The 23,703-nt window shown below is 72.6% G+C and carries 15 protein-coding genes; 9 read left to right on the top strand and 6 right to left on the bottom strand.

The window, feature by feature from the left end; genetic code table 11:
- Positions 1-3 precede the first annotated feature (3 nt).
- Both ACWD11_RS33290 and ACWD11_RS33295 read right to left on the bottom strand, forming a co-directional pair.
- On the bottom strand, positions 4-441 hold the full coding sequence (locus tag ACWD11_RS33290; protein WP_389420616.1) for a roadblock/LC7 domain-containing protein: 438 nt from the start codon (positions 439-441) through the stop codon (positions 4-6).
- Positions 438-3,278, bottom strand: a complete 2,841-nt coding sequence (locus ACWD11_RS33295; protein WP_451287589.1) for a nitrate- and nitrite sensing domain-containing protein — start codon at positions 3,276-3,278, stop codon at positions 438-440. Before ACWD11_RS33295 ends, ACWD11_RS33290 begins: the two co-directional genes overlap by 4 nt.
- A 420-nt stretch (positions 3,279-3,698) precedes the next feature.
- On the opposite strand from ACWD11_RS33295, the gene ACWD11_RS33300 reads away from it, so the two are divergent.
- On the top strand, positions 3,699-4,283 hold the full coding sequence (locus tag ACWD11_RS33300) for a hypothetical protein (protein ID WP_451287591.1): 585 nt from the start codon (positions 3,699-3,701) through the stop codon (positions 4,281-4,283).
- Positions 4,284-4,328: 45 nt separating this feature from the next.
- On the opposite strand, the gene ACWD11_RS33305 is transcribed toward ACWD11_RS33300, so the two are convergent.
- A complete protein-coding gene (locus ACWD11_RS33305) occupies positions 4,329-5,513 on the bottom strand; it encodes an NAD(P)/FAD-dependent oxidoreductase (RefSeq protein ID WP_389420618.1) in 1,185 nt (394 codons plus the stop codon).
- A 73-nt stretch (positions 5,514-5,586) separates the two neighbouring features.
- Positions 5,587-5,910, bottom strand: coding sequence for a bifunctional 3-phenylpropionate/cinnamic acid dioxygenase ferredoxin subunit (locus tag ACWD11_RS33310; RefSeq protein ID WP_389420619.1), 324 nt, complete (start codon positions 5,908-5,910; stop codon positions 5,587-5,589).
- A gap of 383 nt (positions 5,911-6,293) precedes the next feature.
- Between ACWD11_RS33310 and ACWD11_RS33315 the strand changes: the two genes are divergently transcribed.
- From ACWD11_RS33315 to ACWD11_RS33350, 8 genes are all read left to right on the top strand, one after another.
- Positions 6,294-7,124, top strand: coding sequence for an IclR family transcriptional regulator (locus tag ACWD11_RS33315; RefSeq protein ID WP_389420620.1), 831 nt, complete (start codon positions 6,294-6,296; stop codon positions 7,122-7,124).
- A 268-nt stretch (positions 7,125-7,392) separates the two neighbouring features.
- Positions 7,393-8,478, top strand: coding sequence for an S-(hydroxymethyl)mycothiol dehydrogenase (locus ACWD11_RS33320; protein ID WP_389420621.1), 1,086 nt, complete (start codon positions 7,393-7,395; stop codon positions 8,476-8,478).
- Positions 8,479-8,507: 29 nt separating this feature from the next.
- On the top strand, positions 8,508-10,997 hold the full coding sequence (locus ACWD11_RS33325) for a GcvT family protein (protein ID WP_451287594.1): 2,490 nt from the start codon (positions 8,508-8,510) through the stop codon (positions 10,995-10,997).
- Positions 10,998-11,006: 9 nt separating this feature from the next.
- Positions 11,007-12,161, top strand: a complete 1,155-nt coding sequence (gene solA, locus ACWD11_RS33330; protein WP_451287596.1) for an N-methyl-L-tryptophan oxidase — start codon at positions 11,007-11,009, stop codon at positions 12,159-12,161.
- Positions 12,162-12,204: 43 nt separating this feature from the next.
- Positions 12,205-13,332, top strand: coding sequence for an aromatic ring-hydroxylating oxygenase subunit alpha (locus tag ACWD11_RS33335; protein WP_451287610.1), 1,128 nt, complete (start codon positions 12,205-12,207; stop codon positions 13,330-13,332).
- On the top strand, positions 13,313-14,782 hold the full coding sequence (locus tag ACWD11_RS33340; RefSeq protein ID WP_451287598.1) for an aldehyde dehydrogenase family protein: 1,470 nt from the start codon (positions 13,313-13,315) through the stop codon (positions 14,780-14,782). Before ACWD11_RS33335 ends, ACWD11_RS33340 begins: the two co-directional genes overlap by 20 nt.
- Positions 14,783-14,862: 80 nt before the next feature.
- On the top strand, positions 14,863-16,416 hold the full coding sequence (locus tag ACWD11_RS33345) for an APC family permease (protein WP_451287600.1): 1,554 nt from the start codon (positions 14,863-14,865) through the stop codon (positions 16,414-16,416).
- Complete coding sequence (locus tag ACWD11_RS33350; protein ID WP_451287602.1) at positions 16,403-17,986, top strand: GMC family oxidoreductase; 1,584 nt, start codon at positions 16,403-16,405, stop codon at positions 17,984-17,986. The genes ACWD11_RS33345 and ACWD11_RS33350 overlap by 14 nt, the downstream gene beginning before the upstream one ends.
- Here the strand turns inward: ACWD11_RS33350 and ACWD11_RS33355 are convergent.
- Both ACWD11_RS33355 and ACWD11_RS33360 read right to left on the bottom strand, forming a co-directional pair.
- On the bottom strand, positions 17,937-22,673 hold the full coding sequence (locus ACWD11_RS33355) for a hypothetical protein (RefSeq protein ID WP_451287604.1): 4,737 nt from the start codon (positions 22,671-22,673) through the stop codon (positions 17,937-17,939). The two genes, ACWD11_RS33350 and ACWD11_RS33355, sit on opposite strands and share 50 nt — an antisense overlap.
- 38 nt (positions 22,674-22,711) lie before the next feature.
- Positions 22,712-23,602, bottom strand: coding sequence for a hypothetical protein (locus tag ACWD11_RS33360; protein ID WP_451287606.1), 891 nt, complete (start codon positions 23,600-23,602; stop codon positions 22,712-22,714).
- Positions 23,603-23,703 lie beyond the last annotated feature (101 nt).

Here is a 23,703-nt window from a genome sequence, read left to right on the forward strand (position 1 = left end):
CCACTACCCGCCTGCGGGCAGGTCGGTGCGTGGAGCGGTGCCCAGATGCACCCCGACCCGCTTGACCAGGAGGGTCATCTCGTACGCGACCTGGCCGACGTCCGAGTCGGCATCCGAGAGGACGGCCAGGCAGCTGCCGTCGCCGGCGGCCGTCACGAACAGGAAGGCGTCGTCGAGCTCGACGACCGTCTGCCGCACGCTGCCCGCCTCGAAGTGGCGGCCCACGCCCTTGGCGAGGCTGTGGAAGCCGGAGGCGACGGCGGCCAGGTGCTCGCTGTCCTCCCGGGTCAGGTCCTTGGACGCACCCGTCGGCAGGCCGTCCCCGGAGAGCACGACGGCCTTGCGGATGCTGGCGACGCGGTCCACCAGGTCGTCGAGGAGCCAGTTGAGCTCGCCGGACGCGGTGGTCGCGGTATGGCCGGTCGCCTTCGGTGCGGTCATCGACCGTCCCCCTTTGTCGTTCCTCGTGGTGCTGTGCCGCTGGGGGCGTCGTCGCCCGCGGCGTTCTCCTCGCGGCCGCGCTGCCAGCCGCGCTGGAGCGAGGCCATGCGGTTGCGTACCTCGTCGGCATCCCGCTCGGTGGGCTCCGTCGAGCCCTCGGTCGGTCGGGCGGGATCCCGTTTGAGCTGTGGTGCGAGATTGGCCTGGCGTACCCGCCGGGGCAGCGGTCCGGTGCCGGAGCCGGGCTGCTGCGGCCTGGGGGCGGGGTGCCGGTCCGGCGCGCCCGGGTTGCTGGACTCGATCTCCGCGCGCCGGGTGCGCCGGGGAAGGGGGGAGGGCTCCCCCGAGGAGTCCCGGCCCGTGGCCGGGCCGGTCCGCTCGCCGACCGGGTCGGAGGTGCCGGGACCGCGACGCGGGGGCGCGTCCCCGCGCCGCCGGCTCGGCAGCGGTGCCGGGGTGGCCGGCTCGTGGCGGCCGGCGCCCGCCGGGTGCTCCTCGGCCTCGTCGCGTCGGGAGCGCTGGTCGGTGACGGGGCGCCCGTGCGAGCTGACCAGCTTCGGCGTCCGGCGCCGGGGCAGCGGAACCGCGGCATCCAGGTGGTCCTCCGCGGCGGCGTGGTCCGGGTCGGCGGAGTCCGGCGGGTCGTGGCGGGCGGTGGTGTCCTCCGCGCGGGCGAGGTGGGAGCGGCGCGGGCGGAAAAGACCGCCGCGCTCGCCGTCCTCCTCGTCCAGTCCGTCCGGGAAGTCGCCCAGGGCGTGCAGATCGACGGGCGCCTCCAGCTCGACCGGCCCGTCGAGGAGCTGGGTGGGCAGCCCGGGCAGCTGTACGGGCACCTGGGCGAGGGCGGCTCGGCGGCTCTCCTCCAGTCGGCGGGCCTCCTCCAGCTCGGCCTCCTTGGAGGGGCCGGGCCGGTCCAGCCGGAAACCGAGACCGTTGGTGTCCGGTACGTCGTCCGTCAGCAGCGCGTCGGGGATGAACACGACGGCGGTGGTGCCGCCGTACGGGGACGGCTGGAGGGAGACCCGGACGTTCTGCCGCTGGGCGAGCCGGCTGACCACGAAGAGACCGAGCCGGTCGGTGTCGGAGAGCTCGAACTCGGGGGTCTCGGCCAGCCGGAGGTTGGCGTCCAGGAGCGCGTCGGCGGCCATGCCGAGTCCGCGGTCGTGGATCTCGAGGGTGAAGCCGTTGGCGACGCGTTCGCCGAGCACATGGACGGCGGTGTGCGGCGGGGAGAACACGGTGGCGTTCTCCAGGAGTTCGGCCACCAGATGGGTGAGGTCCGCGACGGCCGGGCCGGTGACGGCCACCCGGGGCAGCCGGCGGACCTCGATGCGCTCGTAGTCCTCGACCTCGGCGACGGCGGCCCGCACCACGTCCATGAGCTGGACGGGCTTGCGCCACTGCCGGGAGGGGGCGGCGCCGGAGAGGATCACCAGGCCCTCGGCGTGCCGGCGCATACGGGTGGTGAGGTGGTCGAGGCGGAACAGGTCGGCGAGTTCGTCGGTGTCCTCGGTCCGGCGTTCCATGGTGTCGAGGAGGGTGAGCTGCTTGTGCAGGAGTACCTGGCTGCGGCGGGCGAGGTTGACGAAGACCTCGGAGACCCCGGCGCGCAGTTCGGCCTGTTTGACGGCGGCCTCCACGGCGGCGCGCTGGAGGGTGTTGAGGGCCTGGCCGACCTCGCCGATCTCGTTCTTGTCGTACTCCAGGCGGGGGACCTCGGTCTCCACGTCGACCTGCTCGCCCGTCGACAGGCGGCGCATCACGCTGGGCAGCCGGACGCCGGACGCCTCGTGGGCCTCCAGGCGCAGCTGTCGCAGGTCGCGGATGAGGGTGCGGCCGATCCGGACGGACAGGACCAGCGAGACCAGCAGGGCGACGAGACCGAGCACACCGGCGATGGCCGCCTTGGCGATGACGCCCATCGCGACCGGCCGGACCCGGTCCTGGTAGCGGTCGGCCGCCTGGTCGTTGAGCTCGGCGAGCTCGTCGAGGACGTTGCCGGCCGCGGAGTCCCAGCTCTTCGCGGTGACGCCGCTGGGCGTGCCGGCGCCGGTCGAGACGGCGGATTCCTCGGCGACGCGCAGCGGGGCGCTCGCGGCGTTCTTCCAGAAGCGGGTGAAGCGGTCCCGCTCCCAGGAGGGCAGCAGGGGGAGGTTGACGTCGTAGATCAGGGTGCGCTGGGCGGCGTAGTCGGAGACCGCGCGGAGTTCGTCGTGCGAGAGCCTGCCGACGATCAGCGCGGAGCCGAGGAGGGCGTCCTCGCGGGAGAGCAGCTCGCGGGCGCGCGCCAGGTTGACCAGGGCGCGGTACTCCTTGTCCATCTCCACGTTGTCGACGACGTGGAGGTTGGCGAGGAGCACGTAACAGGGGTCGATCAGGCTGTTGTAGAGGTTCAGCGCGGTGGCCCGGTTGACGGTGCCGTCCTCGACGCTGCGGCGCAGGGAGTCGATGCCGTCGAAGGCGTCCAGGACGGCGGTGAGGCGTTCGTCCGTGCCCTGACCCATCGCGTCGCGCACGTCGGGATCCTGGGCGTTCTTGCGGATCTCGGCGACGGCTTCGTCGGTGGCGCTGCGGCTGCGCCTCAGGGTGGCGAGCCCGTCGGAGGCGCGCGGGTCGGCGAGGTGGACAAGTGTCTGCCGGCGTTCCTGCTGGAGGACACGGACCGTGTCCTCGATGGGGTAGCCGATCTTTTCCACGACGGACGACACATTGAACAGCTGCTGTGCCTCGCGACCCGTCAGTACCGTGGCGAAGCCCCAGATCGCGGTGAGGGACACCAGCGGCACGAGAAGCAACGCCACGATCTTCCGGCGGATGGACTTCCCGCGAAAGCGCATGGCCTCCCCCAGCTCGACCCCCACCGGACGGGGGTACACATGTGCGTCAACAAACGGCGCGAGCCTACTACCGACGCACACGTAACTCGAAGAGCCGTCCGGAAGCTGAACTTCCGTACCGGGGGCGAGACATGGGGAGTTGTCCGGCCATTGGGGGAGATTGCCTCCCGGATCCCGGCACGGGCCGCCGGGACCGGCCCGGCTCGTCCGCAATATCAATTGGCTGGAATTTTTCCCTCGTTGGGAATCTTCGGGCGAGGTCGTTCGTCTTTCTCCATGGGAAACGGGGGCAGAATCGGCCACAGGAGCCGCATCTCGCCTCCCGGCGGCGTAAAACAGCGCAAGCCGGGCAGCCGTTGGGGAGCCGGGTCTTCGGACACGGAAGCGAGCGGTCTGCTGGCGGTGGGGAGTGACACGGTGATGGGCACGGCTCAGCGGCGCAAGGCGCCTGAGGACGGCGGCGCGGCGACGCGCCTGACGGTGCGGGAGGGTCCGGAGGCGCCGAATCTCGACATTCCGGCGGCCCGGACGGGAGTTCCAGCGGCCCCGGAGGAGAAGGCGGTGACGCCTCCGCGGGTCACCTCGCACGAGCGGGAGGAGCGCGAGGAGGCGCTGTATCCCCCGCTGTGGGTCGAGGAACCGGCGCGTCGCCGTCGGCTGCCCGATCCGGTGCGCACGGCGGCGGTGCGGGCGGTGCTGATCATCGCCGTGACGCTGATGCAGGCGATGGTGGCCTTCCTGTGCACCCTGGCGGGCTCGTGGCTGGCGTTCCCGATGGTGCTCAGCAGCGTGGCCAGCACAGTGGTCGCCACCTGGGCCGCGCTGGACGTCTGGGTGACCCGTCAGGTGTGGAACCAGCGCCACGGCGTGGTGTCGACACCGGCCAGCACCGCGCGTCAGTTGCGGCGGGAGCGGCGCCGGGCGCAGCGCCAGGCCAGGGCGGCCGGGCGGGGCCAGGAGCGGATACACGGGCGGGGCGGCGCGGGGCAGTTGTCGCACTCCTGAGGCGAGGCGGGGGCACCCGAGCATCGGTACCCGGAAAGCGCCCCTTCAGGACACCGACGCCCCCATACGCCTGTCCCCTCCCCCCAGTTCACGACGTAGCCGCATGAAGGGGCGCGGTCTGTCCACGGCGAGGACCGCGGTCGTACGGCCGTCCCTCTCGTACACCGCGAGGAAGCCTCCCTCGGCCGGTGCCCCGTCGGACAGAGCGCCCTCGGCGATACGGACGGTGTCCCCGTCCCGGCGGTGGCCGGCGAACTGGATGCGGGCGCCGTACTGGTCGGACCAGAAGTAGGGCAGCGACCTCACCGTCCGGGAGGTGTGCCCGGCGAGCAGGTTGGCGACGGCGACCCGGGGCTGTTCCGTGGCGGAGGTCCAGTGCTCCGCGCGGTGGCCGCCGACGCGGGCGACGTCTCCGACGGCGACCACCTGGGGCAGCGCCGTCATACAGCCGTCATCGCACAGGACACCGTCCTGAAAGGCGAGCGTGGACCCGGCCAGCCAGGCCGTGTTGGGGACGGCACCGATGCCGACGATCACGACGTCGGCCGGGAGGTCACGGCCGTCGGCGAGTGCCACGCCGCTGACGGCGGCGATGCCCGTCAGCCCGGCCACGCCGGTAGCGGTGACCAGTTCGACTCCGCCCCGGCGGTGCAGGGCCGCGCACACGGCGGCCATCTCGACGCCGAGCTGGGGCACGAGCGGCAGCGATGCGGCTTCGACCACGGTGACCGTGTGGCCGAGGGCGGCGCAGGAGGACGCGGTCTCGGCGCCGATGAAGCCGCCACCGATGACGACGACACGTCGGGGGCCCTGGGTGAGTTCCTCGCGCAGGGTTCGGGCGTCGTCGAGGGTGCGCAGGGTGTGGACGCCGGCGAGTTCGGCCCCGGGGAGGCGGCGGGGCGAGGCGCCGGTGGCGATGACGACGCCGTCGGTGGACACCGTACGGCCGTTGTCGAGCAGAACCGCGCGTCCGCGGACGTCGAGGCCGCGGGCCCGGGTGCTGAGGCGCCACTCGGCGTCGAGTTCCGCGGTCTCCTCGGCGTCGGTGAGGGCGAGTCGGTCCTCGTCGATCCGGCCGGTGAGGAAGTCCTTGGAGAGGGGAGGCCGGTCATAGGGGCGGTGGGATTCGTCGCCGACGATCACCAGTCGACCGTCGAAGCCCTGGGCGCGCAGTTCCCGGGCCGCGTACAGCCCGGCGAGGGAGGCGCCGACGACGGTCACGGTCCTCATGCGGTGCGCCTCCTCTTGGCCAAGGTCGCGCACGAGTCAGCACAGTGGCCCTGCGTCGGCCGGGTCACGGCGTTCATGCGGCCGTACCCTCTTCCCGCGCCAGGTGGACGTGGATGACTCCGTCGTCGACCGTGACCCGGTGGGTGCGGACGGCTCGGCGGGCCGGGAGGCAGGTCGGTTCGCCGGTGCGCAGGTCGAAGGAGGCGGCGTGCAGCGGACATTCGACCAGGCAGCCCTCCAGCCAGCCCTCGGAGAGGGAGGCGTCCTGGTGGGTGCAGGTGTCGTCGATGGCGTACAGCTCGCCGTCCTCGGTGCGGAACACGGCGACGGGTGGTGTCGTCCCGATGCGGACGGACTCGCCCTCGGGGAGGTCTTCGAGGCGGCAGACGGGAATCACGGGCCCCCCTTTCGGTCCGGAGCGCTGGTCCGGACAGGTGTGGTCCAGGTGCGGCAGGGAGTCAGGAGCGCGGGCCTTTGTAAGGCGGTCCGCGGAGAGACAGCCCGGAAGCGGGGTTCCAGGGCCGGAGTGCTGCGTTGCGCGACTGCGTTGCTGCGGTGCCGCGGTGCGCCCGGGGTTCCGGGACGCCGTCGGTCCGGAGCCGGGTGCGGCCGCATGTGCTGTTCGGCCCCTACCGGGGACCGGACGCTTGGTAACATGATGTTTCGCATGGCGCACGAGCGAGCGCTATGCGCAACAGAATCCGCGCGGGGCGACCGTCGCGTCAAGGGTTTCCCGCAGATGCGGCCCGAATCGGGCCCCCAGGTGGTGAGAGTTGAGCCATGACCCGCACGCAGAGGCAGCAGTCCGTCCCAGGTGCCAGCACGCCCAGCCCGGAGAAGCAGGGCGGAAGGGGCGCGGCGAGCGCGGTGCAGTCGGTGGACCGCGCCGTGAGCGTCCTGGAGATCCTGGCCCGGCACGGGGAGGCGGGCGTCACCGAGATCGCCGACGAACTGGACGTGCACAAGTCGACGGCCTTCCGGCTGCTCGGCGTCCTGGAGAACCGCGGCCTGGTGGCCCAGGCGAAGGACCGCGGCAAGTACTACCTGGGCGCCGGCGTCCTGCGCCTCGCGGGGGCGGCGGCAGTGCGCCTCGACATCTCGCAGGAGGGTGTCCCGGTCTGCCGGGAACTCGCCGACGAGCTGGGCGAGACGGTCAACATCGCCGTGCTGGACGACGACGCGGCGGTCAACATCATGCAGGCCCGCGGCACGGCGTCGGTGACGGCGCAGAACTGGCTGGGCCGGCGCACCCCGCTGCACGCCACCTCCAGCGGCAAGGTGATGCTCGCGCACATGTCACCCACCCTGCGCGAGGGGCTGCTGGCCCGCCCGTTGCCGCGGTTCACGGAGCGCACGATCACCGGCGCCTCGGCGCTGCGCGGGGAGTTGGAGGCCGTGGTGGAGCAGGGTTACGGCATCACCCTGGAGGAGCTGGAGCTGGGGCTGGCCGCCGTGGCGGCACCGGTGCGTTCGCACGACGGCAAGGTGATCGCGGCGATCAGTGTCTCGGGCCCGGTCTACCGGCTGAACAGCGACCGGCTGCCCGAGCTGGCCAAGCGCACGGTGGCGGCCGGGGCCGAGCTGTCCCGCCGTATGGGATACGGCTTCTGACCGAAAGCCTCCGAACAGCAGCAAGCCGAACGAGCGGATCACGGCGCGGGACCAGGTTCCTCCTGCTCCCGCGCCGCCTCTGTGTCCGACGGCCCCCGCCGTCCCGTGTCCGACGGCCTCCGCCGCCATGTGTCCGACACGTTTCGCCTCGCGGATTCCTTTTGCCAAGGGTTAACTCGCGCCTCTTGACGGCCGCTTGATGGCGTTCTCACTATGTTCCTCATCGCGCAACCCATCGTGCAGTGCGCAACAGCAGAGGAGCCCGGTCGTGCCACACGAGGTCCGTGCCGTAGTCGCTGTGAAGAAGGGCGCACCCGTCGAGGTGCGGACGATCGTCGTCCCCGATCCGGGCCCCGGTGAGGTGCTGGTCGCCGTACAGGCCTGCGGGGTCTGCCACACCGACCTGCACTACCGCGACGGCGGGGTCAACGACGACTTCCCGTTCCTGCTGGGACATGAGGCGGCCGGCACGATCGAGGCGGTCGGCGAAGGTGTCACCGACCTCTCACCCGGTGACTACGTCGTCCTCGCCTGGCGGGCCCCGTGCGGCAGGTGCCGTTCCTGCCGCCGCGGCCGTCCCTGGTACTGCTTCGACTCCCGCAACGCCGGGCAGCCGATGACGCTGCTCGACGGCACCCCGCTCAGCAACGCCCTCGGCATCGGCGCCTTCGCCGAGAAGACGCTGGTCGCGGCGGGGCAGGCGGTGCGGATCGACCCGGCCGCCCGGCCCGAGGCAGCCGGCCTCATCGGCTGTGGCGTGATGGCCGGTTACGGCGCCGCGGTGAACACCGGCCGAGTCGGGCGCGGCGACTCGGTCGCCGTCATCGGCTGCGGCGGCGTCGGCAACGCAGCCATCGCCGGAGCCTGTCTGAACGGCGCCATGAAGGTCATCGCCGTCGACATCGACGACAAGAAGCTCGACCAGGCGGAGAAGTTCGGCGCCACGCACACGGTCAACTCCCGTGGCACGGACCCGGTGGAGGCGGTGCGGGCGCTCACCGACGGCCATGGAGTCGACATCGCGATCGACGCCGTGGGCCGCTCCGAGACCTTCACCCAGGCCTTCTACATGCGCGACCACGCGGGCGTGCTGGTGCAGGTCGGCGTCCCCTCCCCCGAGATGAAGGTCGAGCTCCCGCTGATCGACGTGTTCTCACGCGGCGGCGCGATCAAGTCGTCCTGGTACGGGGACTGTCTGCCGAGCCGGGACTTCCCGTTCCTCGTCGACCAGTACCTCTACGGGCTGTTGGACCTGAACGCCTTCGTGACCGAGACGATCGCCCTCGACCAGGTCGAGGAGGCCTTCGCCAAGATGCACCGGGGTGAGGTGCTGCGCTCGGTCGTGGTCCTGTGAGCCCCGTCGACCACCCCGCAAGGAGGGGCATGTCCAGCACCCCCGAAAGCCAGTCCCCCCGTGTGGTCGTCATCGGTGCCGGCATCGTCGGCTGCTCGCTCGCCGACGAACTGACCGCGCGCGGCTGGACCGACGTCACCGTCCTCGAACAGGGCCCCCTGCCCGCCCCCGGCGGCTCCACCTCGCACGCGCCCGGACTCGTCTTCCAGACCAGCCCGTCCCGGACGCTCTCGGAGTTCGCCAAGTACACGGTCGAGAAGTTCAACGCCCTGACCGTGGACGGAGTTCCCTGTTTCGACCGGGTCGGCGGCCTGGAGCTCGCCACCACCCCGGAACGCCTCACCGAACTGCATCGCAGGGCCGGTTACGCCGCCGCCTGGGGCATCCGCGGCGAGATCGTCGGCGCCGCCCGCTGCAAGGAACTGTGGCCGCTGCTGGACGAGTCGGTGGTCCTCGGCGGCTTCCACACCCCCGACGACGGCCTGGCCCGCGCCCTCCTCGCGGCCCGCGCCCAGCGGGAACGGGCCACTCAAAGAGGCGCCCGCTTCCTGGAACGCCACACCGTGACCGGCATCGAGAAGGAAGGGCACCGCGTCACCGCCGTACTCACCGACCAGGGTTCCTTCCCCGCCGACCACGTCGTCTCCGCGGCCGGTTTCTGGGGACCGGTGATCGGCCGTATGGCCGGCGTCCAGGTACCGCTGCAGCCACTCGCACACCAGTACGCGAAAACCAAGCCGCTGCCGGAACTCGGAGCAGCGACCACACCGACCACCACGACCGCCTCAACGACCTCCACGACCACGGAAGCCTTGAGGCCCATCCTCCGCTTCCAGGACCGCGACCTGTACTTCCGTGAGCACACCGACCGCATCGGCATCGGCTCCTACGCCCACCGCCCGCTGCCCGTCGACCCGTTCGCGGTGCCGCCGTACGACGAGGCCCGCGCCCAGGGCCGGGACATGCCCTCCTCGTACCCCTTCGCCCCGCAGGACTGGGCGCCGGCCTGGGACGACTGCCGCTGGCTGCTCCCGGCGCTGCGTGACTCCGAGATCGAGGAGGGCTTCAACGGCGTCTTCTCCTTCACCCCCGACGGCATGCCCGTCCTCGGCGAATCACGTCACGTCCGAGGCTTCTGGCTGGCGGAGGCCGTCTGGGTCACCCACTCCGCCGGCGCCGCGAAGGCGGTGGCCGAGTGGATGGTGAACGGCCGCCCCAGCCTCGACCTGCACGAGTGCGACCTCACGCGCTTCGAGGAAGCGCAGCGTTCACCGGCGTACATCCGTGAGCGCGGTTCACAGCAGTTCGTCGAGGTGTACGACGTTCTCCACCCCCTCCAGCCGATGGAGCGGCCCCGCCCGTTGCGCGTGAGCCCCTTCTACGCCCGCCAGCAGCAGCTCGGCGCGTTCTTCCTGGAGGGCGGCGGCTGGGAGCGTCCGCACTGGTACGAGGCCAACGCGCCCCTCGCCGACGCGATCCGGCTCCCTCCGCGCGACGCCTGGCCCTCCCGCTACTGGTCGCCCATCGCGGCGGCGGAGGCCCAGGCGACCCGCGAGAAGGTCGCCCTGTACGACATGACCCCGCTGCGCCGCCTGGAGGTCACCGGCCCGGGGGCCCTCGACTTCCTCAACCGCATGACCAGCAACAACCTCCGCAAGAAGCCCGGCGCGGTCACCTACACCCTCCTGCTCGACCCGACCGGCGGCATCCGCTCCGACCTCACCGTCGCCCGGCTCGCCCCCGACCGCTTCCAGGTCGGCGCCAACTCCCCCGCCGACCTGGACTGGCTCACCCGCCACGCGCCCGACAACGTCCACCTCCGGGACATCACCTCCGGCACCTGCTGCATCGGCGTCTGGGGGCCGCTCGCCCGCGACCTCGTCCAGCCCCTCACCCGCGACGACTTCTCGCACGGGGCCTTCGGCTACTTCCGGGCGCAGGAGACGTACATCGGACACGTCCCGGTGACCGCCATGCGCCTGTCGTACGTCGGTGAACTCGGCTGGGAGCTGTACACCACCGCCGATCTGGGCCTGCGCCTGTGGGACACCCTCTGGGAGGCGGGCCAGGGCCTCGGGGTGATCGCCGCCGGCCGCTCGGCCTTCAACTCGCTGCGGCTGGAGAAGGGGTACCGCGCGTGGGGCGTCGACATGACCGACGAGCACGACCCGTTCGAGGCGGGCCTCGGATTCGCGGTGCGGATGGACAAGGACGCCTTCGTGGGCCAGGAGGCGCTCCGCGACCGTCCCGCGCAGACCCGCCGCCTCACCCCCCTCCTCCTCGACGACCCCGCCGACGTCGTCCTCGGCAAGGAGCCCGTCCACGTCGACGGCGCCCCGGCCGGTTACGTGACCAGCGCCTCGTACGGCTACACCCTGGGCCGCTGCGTCGCCTATGCGTGGCTGCCCCCGCTCGCCACCGGCACCGCCGTCCACATCGGGTACTTCGGCGGGAAGATCCCGGCCACGGTCGCCGAAGAGCCGCTCTTCGACCCGAAGATGACCCGCATCCGGCGCTAGGAGACGCAGATGTCCCCCACCTTCGACGTGATCGTCATCGGCCTCGGCGGCATGGGCAGCGCCGCCGCCCACCACCTCTCCGCGCGCGGCGCACGCGTCCTCGGACTGGAGCGGTTCGGCCCGGTCCACCAGCGCGGCTCCAGCCACGGCGGTTCCCGGATCACCCGCCAGTCGTACTTCGAGGACCCCGCCTACGTACCGCTGCTGCTGCGCGCCTACGAGCTGTACGACGACCTGGAGCGGGCCAGCGGCCGGGACATCGCCACCCTCTGCGGCGGTGTGATGGTCGGCCGCCCGGAGACCCGGACGGTCGCCGGTTCGCTGCGCTCGGCACGCCAGTGGGACCTGCCGCACGAGATGCTCGACGCGAAGGAGATCCGCCGCCGCTTCCCGACGCTCACCCCGGAGGACGACGAGGTGGCGCTGTACGAGCGGCGGGCCGGGCTGCTGCGCCCCGAGCACACCGTGGCCGCCCATCTCCAGCTGGCCACCCGGCAGGGCGCCGACCTGCACTTCGAGGAGCCGGTGACCCGCTGGGAGCCGTATCGGGACGGCGTCCGCGTGCACACCGCCGAGAACACCTACACCGCGGGTCAGCTGGTGATCTGCCCCGGCGCCTGGGCGCCCCGGCTGCTCGCCGATCTCGGCGTGCCGTTCACCATCGAGCGGCAGGTCATGTACTGGTTCCAGCCGAAGCAAGGCATCGAGCCCTTCCGCCCGGAGCAGCACCCCATCTTCATCTGGGAGGACCCCCAAGGCGTCCAGGTCTACGGCTTCCCCGCGATCGACGGACCCGGACTCGGCGCCAAGACGGCCTTCTTCCGCAAGGGTGAGATCACCACCCCGGAGACCATCGACCGCACGGTTCACGAGCACGAGATCCGGGCGATGGCGGACCACCTGTCGCGCTGCGTCCCCGACCTGCCCGGCACCTTCCTCAAGGCCGCGACCTGCATGTACTCCAACAGCCCCGACGAGCACTTCGTCATCGCCCGCCATCCGGCGCACCCGGACTCGGTCACCGTGGCCTGCGGATTCTCCGGGCACGGCTTCAAGTTCGTGCCCGTGGTCGGGGAAATCCTCGCCGACCTGGTCCTGACGGGCGCCACCGAGCACCCCATCGGCCTGTTCGACCCCGCCCGCCTCGCCGCCGCGCCCGCCTGAGCCGCCCGCCAACGACAGGAGCACGCACGTGACGACGCCCCCGATGCCGCCCAGCCTGCTCGCGACGCTGCCGGGCCGCTACTACACCGACCCCGACATCTTCCGGCGCGAACAGGAGCACATCTTCGAGTCCATGTGGTTCTGCGCCGTCCGCGGCGCCGACCTCGCCAGGCCGGGCGCCTTCCGTACGGTCCGGATCGGCCGCGAGAGCGTCATCATCACGCGGACCCGCAGCGGTGACCTGCGCGCCTTCCTCAACGTATGCCGTCATCGTGGAGCGCGGCTGTGCATGGAGGACTCCGGTGAGGTCAGGCGCAACCTCCAGTGTCCCTATCACGCTTGGACGTACGACCTTGACGGCACATTGATCGCCGCCCCCAACTTGATCAAGATGCCCGACGTCGACCGGGTCCAGTACGGATTGATCAAGGTGGCCCTGCGCGAGTGGCTGGGCTACGCCTGGGTGTGCCTCGCCGACCGGCCGCCCTCCTTCGAGGAGACCGTGCTGGGCGCTGCCGTCGAACGGCTCGGCGACACCGCGGCCATCGAGCACTACGGCACGGAGAACCTCGCCCTCGGCCGGCGCATCTCCTACGACGTGAAGGCCAACTGGAAACTGATCGTCGAGAACTTCATGGAGTGCTACCACTGCGCCACGATCCACCCCGAACTCACCGAGGTGCTGCCGGAGTTCGCCGACGGCTACGCCGCGCAGTACTACGTCGGCCACGGCGCCGAGTTCGGCGAGGAGGTCAAGGGCTTCACCGTCGACGGCAGCGAGGGCTTCGCGAAGCTGCCGGGAGTGAGCGAGGACCAGGACCGCCGGTACTACGCCGTCACCGTCAAGCCGACGGTCTTCGTCAGCCTCGTTCCGGACCATGTGATCCTGCACCGCATGTTCCCGCTGGCCGAGGACCGCACGGTCGTCGAGTGCGACTGGCTGTACGCACCCGAGGTCGTCGCGTCCGGAGCCGACGTGTCGAAGTCGGTGGAGCTGTTCCACCGGGTCAACGAGCAGGACTTCGAGGCCTGTGAGCGGACACAGCCGGCCATGGCGTCCCGTGCGTACCGCGCGGGTGGTGTGCTGGTCCCCAACGAGCACCACATCGGGATCTTCCACGCGTGGATCCTGGAAAAGCTGGGAGGCGGCCATGCCGGACCTGTTCATTGACGGCGAGTGGCGGGGTGCGCTCGACGAGCGCACCCGGGAGATCCGCTGTCCGGCCGACGGCTCGCTGGTAGGGGTGGTGGACGAGGCGGGCGGCAAGGACACCGTGGAGGCGATCGGCGCCGCCCGTCGCGCCTTCGACACCGGCTCCTGGCCCCGGACGGCACCGCAGGAGCGCGGCGACCTGCTGCTGCGCGTCGCCGATCTCCTCGTACGCGACAAGGAGTCGATCGCCCGGGCCGAGTCGCTGGACACCGGAAAGCGGCTCGTGGAGAGCGAGTACGACGTCGACGACGTGGCCAACTGCTTCCGCTACTTCGGGCGGCTCGTCGCGGGCGAGGGGACCGGCCGGGTCGTCGACACCGGCGCGCGGGCCATCGACAGCCGGGTGGTGCACGAGCCGGTCGGGGTCTGCGGGCTCATCACCCCGTGGAACTACCCGCTGTTGCAGACGGCCTGGAAGGTGGCCCCCGCGCTCGCGGCGGGCAACACCTTCGTGCTGAAGCCGAGCGAGCTGACCCCGCACACCGCGATCCATCTGATGCGGCTGCTGGACGAGGCCGGACTCCCGCCGGGCGCCGGCAATCTGGTGCTCGGTGCGGGACCCGAGGCGGGCGCCCCGCTCGCCGACCACCCGGGCGTCGACCTCGTCTCCTTCACCGGCGGCCTGCACACCGGGCGGCGGCTGATGGCGGCCGCGGCCGGGACCGTGAAGAAGGTCGCGCTCGAACTCGGCGGCAAGAACCCCAACATCGTCTTCGCCGACGCCGACTTCGACACGGCCGTCGACATGGCGCTGACGGCCGTGTTCCTGCACTCCGGGCAGGTCTGCTCGGCGGGTGCCAGGCTGCTCGTGGAGGAGCCGCTGCACGACCGGTTCGTCGACGAGGTCGTACGGCGGGCCGCCGGGATCAGGCTCGGCGGGCCCTTCGACGAGCAGGCCCGGACCGGGCCGCTGATCTCGGCGGTCCACCGCGCCAAGGTCGAGGCGTACGTGGCCAAGGGGCTCGCCGAGGGCGCGGTCCTGCGCTGCGGCGGCGCCCGCCCCACCGGTGCCGGTCTCGACGACGGCTTCTACTACCCGCCCACGGTGCTCGACGAGTGCGCCGCCGGAATGTCGGTGGTCCAGGCGGAGTCCTTCGGGCCGGTGCTCACGGTGGAGCGCTTCACCGGCGAGGAGGAGGCCGTACGCCTGGCCAACGACACCGTCTACGGCCTCGCGGGTGCGGTATGGACGCGTGACGAGGGCAAGGCGGCGCGGGTCGCGGCCGCGCTGCGGACCGGCACGGTCTGGATCAACGACTACCACCCGTACGTCCCGGGGGCCGAATGGGGCGGCTACAAGCAGTCCGGATTCGGGCGGGAGCTCGGCCCCTCCGGGCTCGCCGAGTACCGCGAGACCAAACACATCTGGCGCAACACCAGCCCCACGCCTCAGGGATGGTTCAGCTGATCACCGGGTAGCAGCACGCGGCACCCGGCCCCCGCACGAGCCGCTCCCCCTCCTCCCTCAGGCCCACCAGGAGTCCGCTCATGACCACGACCCACCCACCGAGAGACGCCGACGACGCCGAACTCGCCGAGTTCGGGTACAGACCCGAACTCAAGCGCACCCTCGGCACCTTCCACACCTTCGCCGCCGGCATCAGCTACATCTCGATCCTGACCGGCACCTTCCAGCTCTTCTACTTCGGCTACGGCAGTGGCGGCCCCGCCTACTGGTGGTCGTGGCCGATGGTCTTCGGCGGCCAGTTCATGGTCGCCCTCTGCTTCGCCGAGCTGGCGGCCCGCTACCCGGTGGCGGGGTCCGTCTACAACTGGTCGAAGAAGATAGGCAACCCGCACCTGGGCTGGCTCGCCGGGTGGATGATGCTGATCGCGTCCATCGTGTCCATCGCGGCCGTGGCGCTGGCCTACCAGCTGACGCTGCCGCAGATCTCCGACGCGTTCCAGCTCGTGGGCGACGGCACCGGAAAGTACGACGTGGCGACCAACGCGGTCATCCTGGCCGCGGTGCTGATCCTGTTCACCACCCTGGTGAACGCCTTCGGCGTCAAGCTGATGGCCCGGATCAACACGGCGGGCGTGTTCATCGAGTTGATCGCCACCGTTGTATTGATCGTCCTGTTCGCCGTCCACATCACCCGCGGTCCGCAGGTGGTCATGGAGACCAACGACACCGGCGCGGGCTACGGCGCCGGGTACCTGGGCGCGTTCCTCGTCGCGTCGCTGGCGTCCGCGTACGTGATGTACGGCTTCGACACGGCCGCCTCGCTCGGCGAGGAGTCACTCGATCCCACCCGGAACGCGCCGCGCGCCATCATCCGGGCGATCGTGGCCTCCTTCGTCCTCGGCGGCCTGGTCCTGCTCCTGGCCCTGATGAGCGTCTCCAGCCTGAAGGGGGAGCGGCTCTCCACGGACGGACTGCAGTACATCGTGCTGGACGTGCTCGGCTCGACGGCCGGCAAGGCGATGCTGTGGTGCGTGCTGATCGCGGTCACCGTCTGCGCCCTGGCGGTCCACACGGCCGCGGTCCGGCTGGCGTTCGCGATGGCCCGGGACAACAACCTGCCCGCGTCCTCGAAGCTGGCCAAGTGCCACCCGCGGTTCCACACCCCGGTCCTGCCGACCGTGATCATCGGGATCCTGGCGCTGGCGATCCTGGTGGTCAACATCCGGCAGCCGCAGATCTTCACGGTCGTCACCAGCATCGGCATCATCATGATCTACCTCGCCTACCTGGGCGTCACGGCCCCGATGCTGGTGGCGCGGCTGCGCGGCAGATGGCAGCCGGCCGGCGACGGACGTTTCTCGCTGGGCCGCTGGGGTCTGCTCGTCAACGCGCTGGCCGTGCTGTGGGGCCTCGGCATGACGATCAACCTGATCTGGCCGCGGGCCTCCGTGTACAACGCCAGCGCCCCCTTCCACTGGTACCTCCAGTGGGGCGCGGTCCTGTTCGTCGGGGTCATCGCGGGCGGCGGCTTCGCCTACTACTGGTTCGTCCAGCGGCACCGCACGGGTGTGCTGGCCGAGCACCGGTCGCAGCCCGCTGCGGAGGCCGAGGGAGACCGTCTTGAGCATCGATGAGTTCGACTACGTCGTGGTCGGCGGCGGCACCGCGGGCAATGTGGTCGCGGCCCGGTTGTCGGAGGATCCGGCGGTCACGGTGTGCGTCCTGGAGGCCGGGCCGAGCGACGTCGGCGACGACGCCGTCCTGCGGCTGGAGCGCTGGATGGGCCTGCTGGAGTCCGGCTACGACTGGGACTACCCGGTCGAGCCGCAGCCCAGCGGCAACAGCTTCCTGCGGCACGCCCGCGCCAAGGTGCTCGGCGGCTGCTCCTCGCACAACTCCTGCATCGCCTTCTGGGCCCCCGCCGAGGATCTGGACGACTGGGCGGCGGGCGGCTGCTCGGGCTGGAGCGCGGCCGACCTGTTCCCGCTCTTCCGGCGCGTGGAGAACAACGACGCCCCCGGCGACCACCACGGCCGCACCGGCCCGGTGAAACTGCGCACGCTCAAGGGCGAGGATCCGTGCGGCACGGCCCTGCTGGAGGCGTGCGCGCAGGCGGGCATACCGACGACGGCCTTCAACACCGGCCGGACGGTGATCCGGGGCGCCAACTGGTTCCAGATCAACTCCGACGAGAACAACATCCGTCAGTCGTCATCGGTGGCCTACCTGCACCCGGTGATGGGCAAGCGTCCGAACCTGGAGGTCCGTACCGGCGTACGGGCCAAGAAGCTCCTCCTCGACGGCCGGCGCTGCGTCGGCGCCGAGTACCTGGACCCCGACCTGATCCACAGCCGGACGGTACGGGCCCGGCGCGAGGTCGTCGTCTCCTGCGGGGCGATCGACTCCCCCAAGCTCCTGATGCTGTCCGGCATCGGACCGGCCGCGCACCTGCGCGAGGTCGGCGTCGAGGTGGTGGTGGACGCCCCGGGCGTCGGCGAGAACCTCCAGGACCACCCCGAGGGCGTCATCATGTGGCAGGCCCGGCGGCCCATGACCACCGCGTCCAGCCAGTGGTGGGAGGCGGGCATCTTCTACGACACCGAACCGGGCCTGGACCGGCCGGACCTGATGTTCCACTACGGCTCCGTGCCGTTCGACATGAACACGGCGCGCCACGGCTACCCCACCTCCGAGAACGCGTTCTGCCTCACCCCCAACGTCACACGGGCGAGGTCACGGGGCACGGTCCGCCTGCGCACCCGCGACTACCGGGACAAGCCGCGGGTGGACCCCCGGTACTTCACGCACGAGCACGACGTGCGCGTGATGACGTACGGCCTGAGGCTCGCCCGCCGCATAGCCGGGCAGCCCGCGCTCAGCGGCTGGGCGGGAGCCGAACTGGCCCCCGGACCGGACGTCCGGTCCGACGACGAACTGCTGGACTACATCCACCGGACCCACAACACGGTCTACCACCCGTCCTGCACGGTGAAGATGGGCGCGGACGACGACCCCACGGCCCCGCTCGACGCGCGGCTGCGGGTCAAGGGGGTCGAGGGGCTGCGGGTGGCGGACGGGTCGGTGATGCCGGATCTGGTGACCGTCAATCCGTGCATCACGACGATGGTGATCGGCGAGAAGTGCGCGGATCTGATCAAGGCCGATCGTCGGCCGGGGGCCGTCGGTACATGCGGGTCGCCGTGATCTCGCTGTGCACCGCGTCCTCCCCCTGGGACTGCTGGGGCAGTCCCGGGCGGAGGTGTTCCTCGACGCTGATGTACTTCAGTCCCGCCCTCAGGTCGGCGTCGTTGCGCAGCCGGATGACCAGCGGGAACTCAGCCAGCGCGGTGGTGTCGAACAGGCCGGTGGTGTACAGCAGCTGCACGCCGAGGGCGTCGGAGACCGCGCGCTGCAGCTCCAGCAGGTAGGTGGCGTTGGCACGGCCGATGGGGTTGTCCAGGAACAGCGTGCCGGCGTGGCGGTGCTTGTCCCGGCCCCGGTCGTTCGAGCGCAGGGCCGCCATCGTGCAGTACAGCGCGATGGCCGCGGTGAGCAGCTGCCCCCCGGAGAACACATCGCCCATCTGCCCGACGGGCACCCGCTCCGCACGCAGCACCGCGTCCGGCTTGAGGATCTCGACGGCGACGCCCTTGGGCCGGAGCGCGGCGCCGACTCCGCGCAGCAGCAGGGACATCCCGTCCCGCCGCAGATCGGAGTTCTTCTTCACCGCCGCGCGCGTGGCCTCGTCGATGACCTCGCCGAGTCGCTCGGTGAGCGTGGCCTGGTCGGGTTCCTCGAACCGGATCCGCAGGAACTCCTGTCCGGACCACTCGCCGAGGCCCTCGGGCAGCCGGGACAGCCGCTGCGCGGACCGGAGGGTGGCGAGCGCCGACTCCACCAGTCCGCGCAGCCGGTCCACGATCGAGTCGCGGTTGCGCTCCAGCTGCGCCAACTCGTCGGTGAGGACGCGCAGTCGGGGTGCGAAGGCGTCCGCCCACTTCTGCGCGTGCTCGGGCAGCGAGGCGGCGGGCAGCTCCCGGATCTGCTGCCGCGCGGGGGTGCGTACCTGCTCGTACCGCGTGGAGTTGGCGTGCCGCACGAGCACATCGCTCGCCTCGCGGACGGCCGCCTCGGCGGCGGACAGGTCGGCGGCGCAGCCGCGCAGCGACCGGCGGGCCTCGGCGGCGGACTGCCGGGCCTCGTCCGGGCTGCCGGGATAGGGCTCGGTCTCCTCCTGGTCCTCCTCCGGGGTGTGCTCGCGCAGCAGGTCGCGGAGCATCGCGGCGATCTCGTCGAAGCCGCCGGCCGCGTCCTCGGCGGCGCGGTGGGCCGCCAGCAGCTCGGCGTGCGCCTCCCGGGCCTGCCCCAGCGCCTCGGTGCGCGAGGCCAGTTCGGCGGTCGCCGTGCGCAGCAGCGCCTGCGCATGCTCGGCGTCGCGCGGCTGCAGCTCCTCGGCCAGCTCGGTGTGCGCCTCCTCGCCGTCCTCGGGCGCGTGCCGCTCGGCCTCGCCGCGCAGCCGCCCGAGCTGCTCGCTCGCCGTCGACATCCGGGTCTCCAGGAGCTGCACCAGCTCCTCCGCGCGGGCGACGGCCGCCTGCCGGGACGGCCCGTCGGAGCCGTCGGGGGACTGGAGCAACTGCTCCGCGCGGGTGCGGACCTTGTTGCTCAGCCGGTCCAGCTCCGCGCGCGCCGCGCTCTCGTCGCTCTCCGCGCGGGCCTGCTCGGCCCGCAGGTCGGCGCCGACGCCGACCTTCTCGTACACCTGCGAGGCGGCCCGGTAGGCCTCGCGCAGGGCCGGCAGCGACGCCTTGGACGCCTCGGCGCCGGTCTCCGGTACGTCGTCGGGGGCGCCCGCGATCTCGGCGCGCTCGGCGCGCAGGGCCCGCGCGGTGCGGCGGGCGTCGTCCGCGGCGCGCTGGGCGGCCCGCCGGTCCTCGTCGGCGGCTCGGGCGCGCTCCAGGCAGGCCTGGGCGCGGGCCTCCGACTCGGCGGCCTCGTCGGCGAGTTCCCGCAGCTTGGCCTGCCAGCCGGCCCGCTCGCGCAGCCGGAAGGCGAGGCCGGCAAGGGCGTCGGCGGCGCGCCGGGCCTTCTGCGCGGCTTCCTGCCGCTCGTCGCGGACCTGGGCGGCCTCCGCGGCGGCCTCGTCGGCCTCCGCGCGCACGGTCCGCGCCTCGGCGAGCTCGGCCTCGGACTCCTCCGCGAACGCGCGGGCCTCCCGGGCCGTCTCGGCCAGTTCGACCAGCCGTCCGGCCGGGCAGCCGGTGCGCCAGGAGGCGAGCCGCGCGGCGAGCTCCCGGTCCTTGCCGAGCCGGGCGGCGAGGGTGCGGATCTCCTGGTCCCGCTCGGCCGCCCGCGCGCGCAGCGCCTGCCGCTCCTCGTCGGCGGCGTGCTCGTCGTGCATGGCCGGGTTCGGCGGTACGAGGAAGACGTCACCGGTGTGCGCGTCGGTGCCCGGTGTGGGGGCGAGGAGCGCGGCGGCGGTGCCGACGGCCACGGCGGACCGGGGCAGCAGGGCCGCTTCGCCCAGCACCTCGCGGGCCCGCGCGTGCGTGGCGGGGTCGGTGATGATGACGCCGTCGACCAGCTCGGGCCGGGCGGCCAGCACACGCGCGTGGTCGGCGGGGTCGACGGCCTGGGCGAGGTAGCGCCAGCCGGGCAGGGCGGGGATGCCGTGCTCGCCCAGGAACTCCACGGTGGCCAGCACGTCGGGTCCCGGCGGCAGCAGTCCGCCGTCGCCGAGGGCGCCGAGGATGCGGGAGTCGTCGGCGGCGGCCGTCCGCAGCTCGAAAAGGTGCCGCTCGGCGGAGGAGACGGCGTCGTCGAGGAGTTCGCGCAGTTCGTCGGCGAAGCGGTCGAGCTCCTCGGGTGTCAGCGTGCCGTCCGGGGCGAGGCGCGGGCCGAAGGCCCCTCCGGTGCCGGTCGTCCGGCCGCGCGGGGTGGTGCCGGCGTCGGCGTGCGGGCCGGCGCCGCCGACCGCTGCCCCGCCGGATCCGGCGTCCTGCCCGGCCCGGGGCCCCGGCAGGCCCGCCCGCGCCCCGCCGGGGGCGCCCGGCAGGCTCAGCAGCTCGGCCAGCCGCTCCTCGGCCGCCAGCGCCTCGGCGAGCCGCTGCTCCGCCTCGTAGGCCCGTTGCGCGGCCGTCGCCGCGTCGGCCGCGCGGGCCGCGGTGAGTTCGGCGCGGGACTCCGTGGCGGCCGCCTCGCGCGCGTGCTCCGACGCCCGCCGGGAGGCCTCCCGCGCGGTGTCCCAGGCGGATACGGCACTCTTCTCGGCGTCACTCGCGGCGAGGGCCGCGCGGGCCGGATCGGCGTCGGGGGCGCTGTCGTCGAGCCAGCCGGCGCGCACGGCCTCGGCGGTCTCCTGCTCGACCTCGGACAGGCGCTGCTTGAGGTGGCCGATCTCGCTGCGGGCGCGCTGGGCCTCGGTGGCGGCGGAGGTGGCGTCCCGGTGGGCGGCCTCGCCGACCTCCTGGAGCGCGGCCGACCGCTCCTCCCCCTCGTTGGCGAGGGCCTCGGCGCTCTCCGCGGCCGCGTGCAGCGCCCGTACGAGATCGACGGCGGCCTTCGCGCGGGCGGCGAGGGCGGGGGCGGCGTCCCGCTCGGCCTCCTGGATCGCGGCGGCCACCCGCGCGACCCGGTCGGCGGCGGCGCGGTGCCGCAGCACGGCCTCGGCGGCCTGCCAGGCGGAGTGCAGGGTGCGGGCCTCGGCGAGCTCGCGCTTCTGCGCGGCCGCGGACTTCTCGGCGGCCGCGAGGGCCAGCGAGGCGTGCCGGTAGGCGAGTTCGGCGGCGATCGACGCACTGCGCTCCCGCCCCGCCTCGGCATGCGTGACGGCGTACGCGGCGGCGGTGACCCGCTGGGCGAGGTCGGCCGCCCGCACCCGCTCCCGGGCCCCGCGCGCGGACAGCCGCCGGGCCAGGGTCCGGGTCCGCCGCTCGGCCCCGGTGTGGATGTCCCGCGCGCGGGAGCGCGCCTCGGCCGCCTCCACGATCCGCCCGAGCAGATCGACGGACCCGGCGGTGAAGTCCCGCTCGGCGATCAGCTCGGCGCGCCGCCCGAGCTTGTTGCCGAACCCGCTGACCAGGTCGGCGAGCCCGTCGGTGTCCCGGGTGTCGGTCACCGCGCGCAGCAGCAGGTCGGTGAAGTCGGAGTCCTTCTTCACCGCGAACAGGCCGGCGGCCTCGCCCTCGTCGGCGTTCATCTCCCGCTGGTAGCGGAAGAGTTCGGGGTCCAGGCCGAGGTCGCCGAGGTGCTCGATCCACCGGTCGTGGATCTCCTCCCAGTGCACCTCCAGATGCGGGTACGCCTTGCCCGCCTCGGTGAGGGCGTCCCGGAAGCCCTTCATGGTGCGGCGCCGGCCCTGGGCGCCGGAGGCGCCCTCGACGGGCGGGCGTACGGCGGTGGACTCGGCGACCGGCAGGTTGTCCAGCGCGAGCCCGGGCCCGGGCCGGAAGGAGTACCAGGCCTCGGCGAACTTCCGCGGGTCGTTGGAGACCTGCCGCCCGCGCCACTCGCTCACCTTGCCGACCACCACGCACTCGCCGGTCAGCGTGTGCTGCCACTCCAGGGCGACGTGTCCGCAGTCGTCGGCGAGCAGGAACTTGCGCAGCACACCGGAGCTGGCGCCACCGAGGGTGTTGCGGTGGCCCGGCAGCATCACCGAGAAGATCAGCTTGAGCAGCACCGACTTGCCGCCGCCGTTCTCCAGGAACAGCACGCCGGCGGGCGCGGGCCGGCGCGGCGGGCCGACGGGCTCCTCCGCGAAGAACTCCGCCTGCGCGGGCGCGGGGTCGGGCACGGGCTCGCCCACGCCCCGCAGGTCGAGCACGGTGTCGGCGTAGCGCGCACCGGCGGGACCGATGGAGTAGAGGCGGATGCGGGACAGCTCGTACATGGCGGACTCTCGTAAGTCTTCGGCAGGTGGGGGGAAGGTCAGGACCGGGCGGACGCGTGGAAGGGCAGTCCGGCGTCGGCGACCAGCTCCAGGTCGTCGCCCTCCTCGGGCGGCAGCAGGGTCGCCGTGCCGTCGGTGACCGGAACCACGCCCAGCTCCAGCAGCTCGGCCATCGCGGAGCTGCCCGCCATGTCCCGCACCTGGAGCTGGTAGCGGGCGGTCGTGCGGTACGTACCGCCGTTGTCGTCGCCGGTGCGCTGGAGGAAGCCGGAGTCGGTGAGGAAGGCGACGGCCTTGCCGATGATGCCGGTGGTGGACCCGGCGAGTCTGCGGGCGTCCTTGGTGGCGCCGGTGGCGGTGCGTCGGGCCCAGATCCGCCAGGCGGCCTCCAGACCGGGCGCGTCGCTCGCCGGGTCGGTGTTCTCGCCCTGCTCCTCGGCCCGTTCCTCCAGGCGCCGGCAGGCCTGCCGTACGAAGGCGTCGACGCCGTTGACGGAGACGCGCCCGATGTAGCCGTCGTCGGCGAGGTCCTCGGGGCGGGGGAACGCCAGGGCGGCGACGGCGAGATGGGCGAGCCCGTGCAGGAAGCGGTCGCCGGAGTCGGCGGAGGTCCGCCGGGCGTAGTCGCCCATGCGCACGGCGAACACCGAGTCCTCGGCGGCGGTCACCGCCATCCCCGCGCGGGGGGACACCTCCAGCACCACCAGGCTGAGCCCGGCGGCCACGGCGTCCGCGAGCCGCGCGAACGGCGGGTCCTCGCGGTAGCGCCGCAGCAGCTCGGTGTACTCCTGGTCCCGCGCGGGCTGCAGCTTCGGCTGGAGCCCGAAGGCGACGAGCCGGGCGGCGTCGGCGGCGTCCGCGGGCGTGACGGCGGCACTCGCGGAGGGGGCGGTGGCCTCCGGCTCGCTCCACTCGACGTGCTCGCTCACGGTTGGGCCCTACCTTTCTAGTGGGTTCGAAATGATCATTCGTAAGATCAGTGGGACCCAGGGGCTCTGGGCATGGCTGATGATTGGGCGACCGTCAGATG

The sequence above is a fragment of the Streptomyces sp. NPDC002776 genome, from assembly GCF_053592195.1.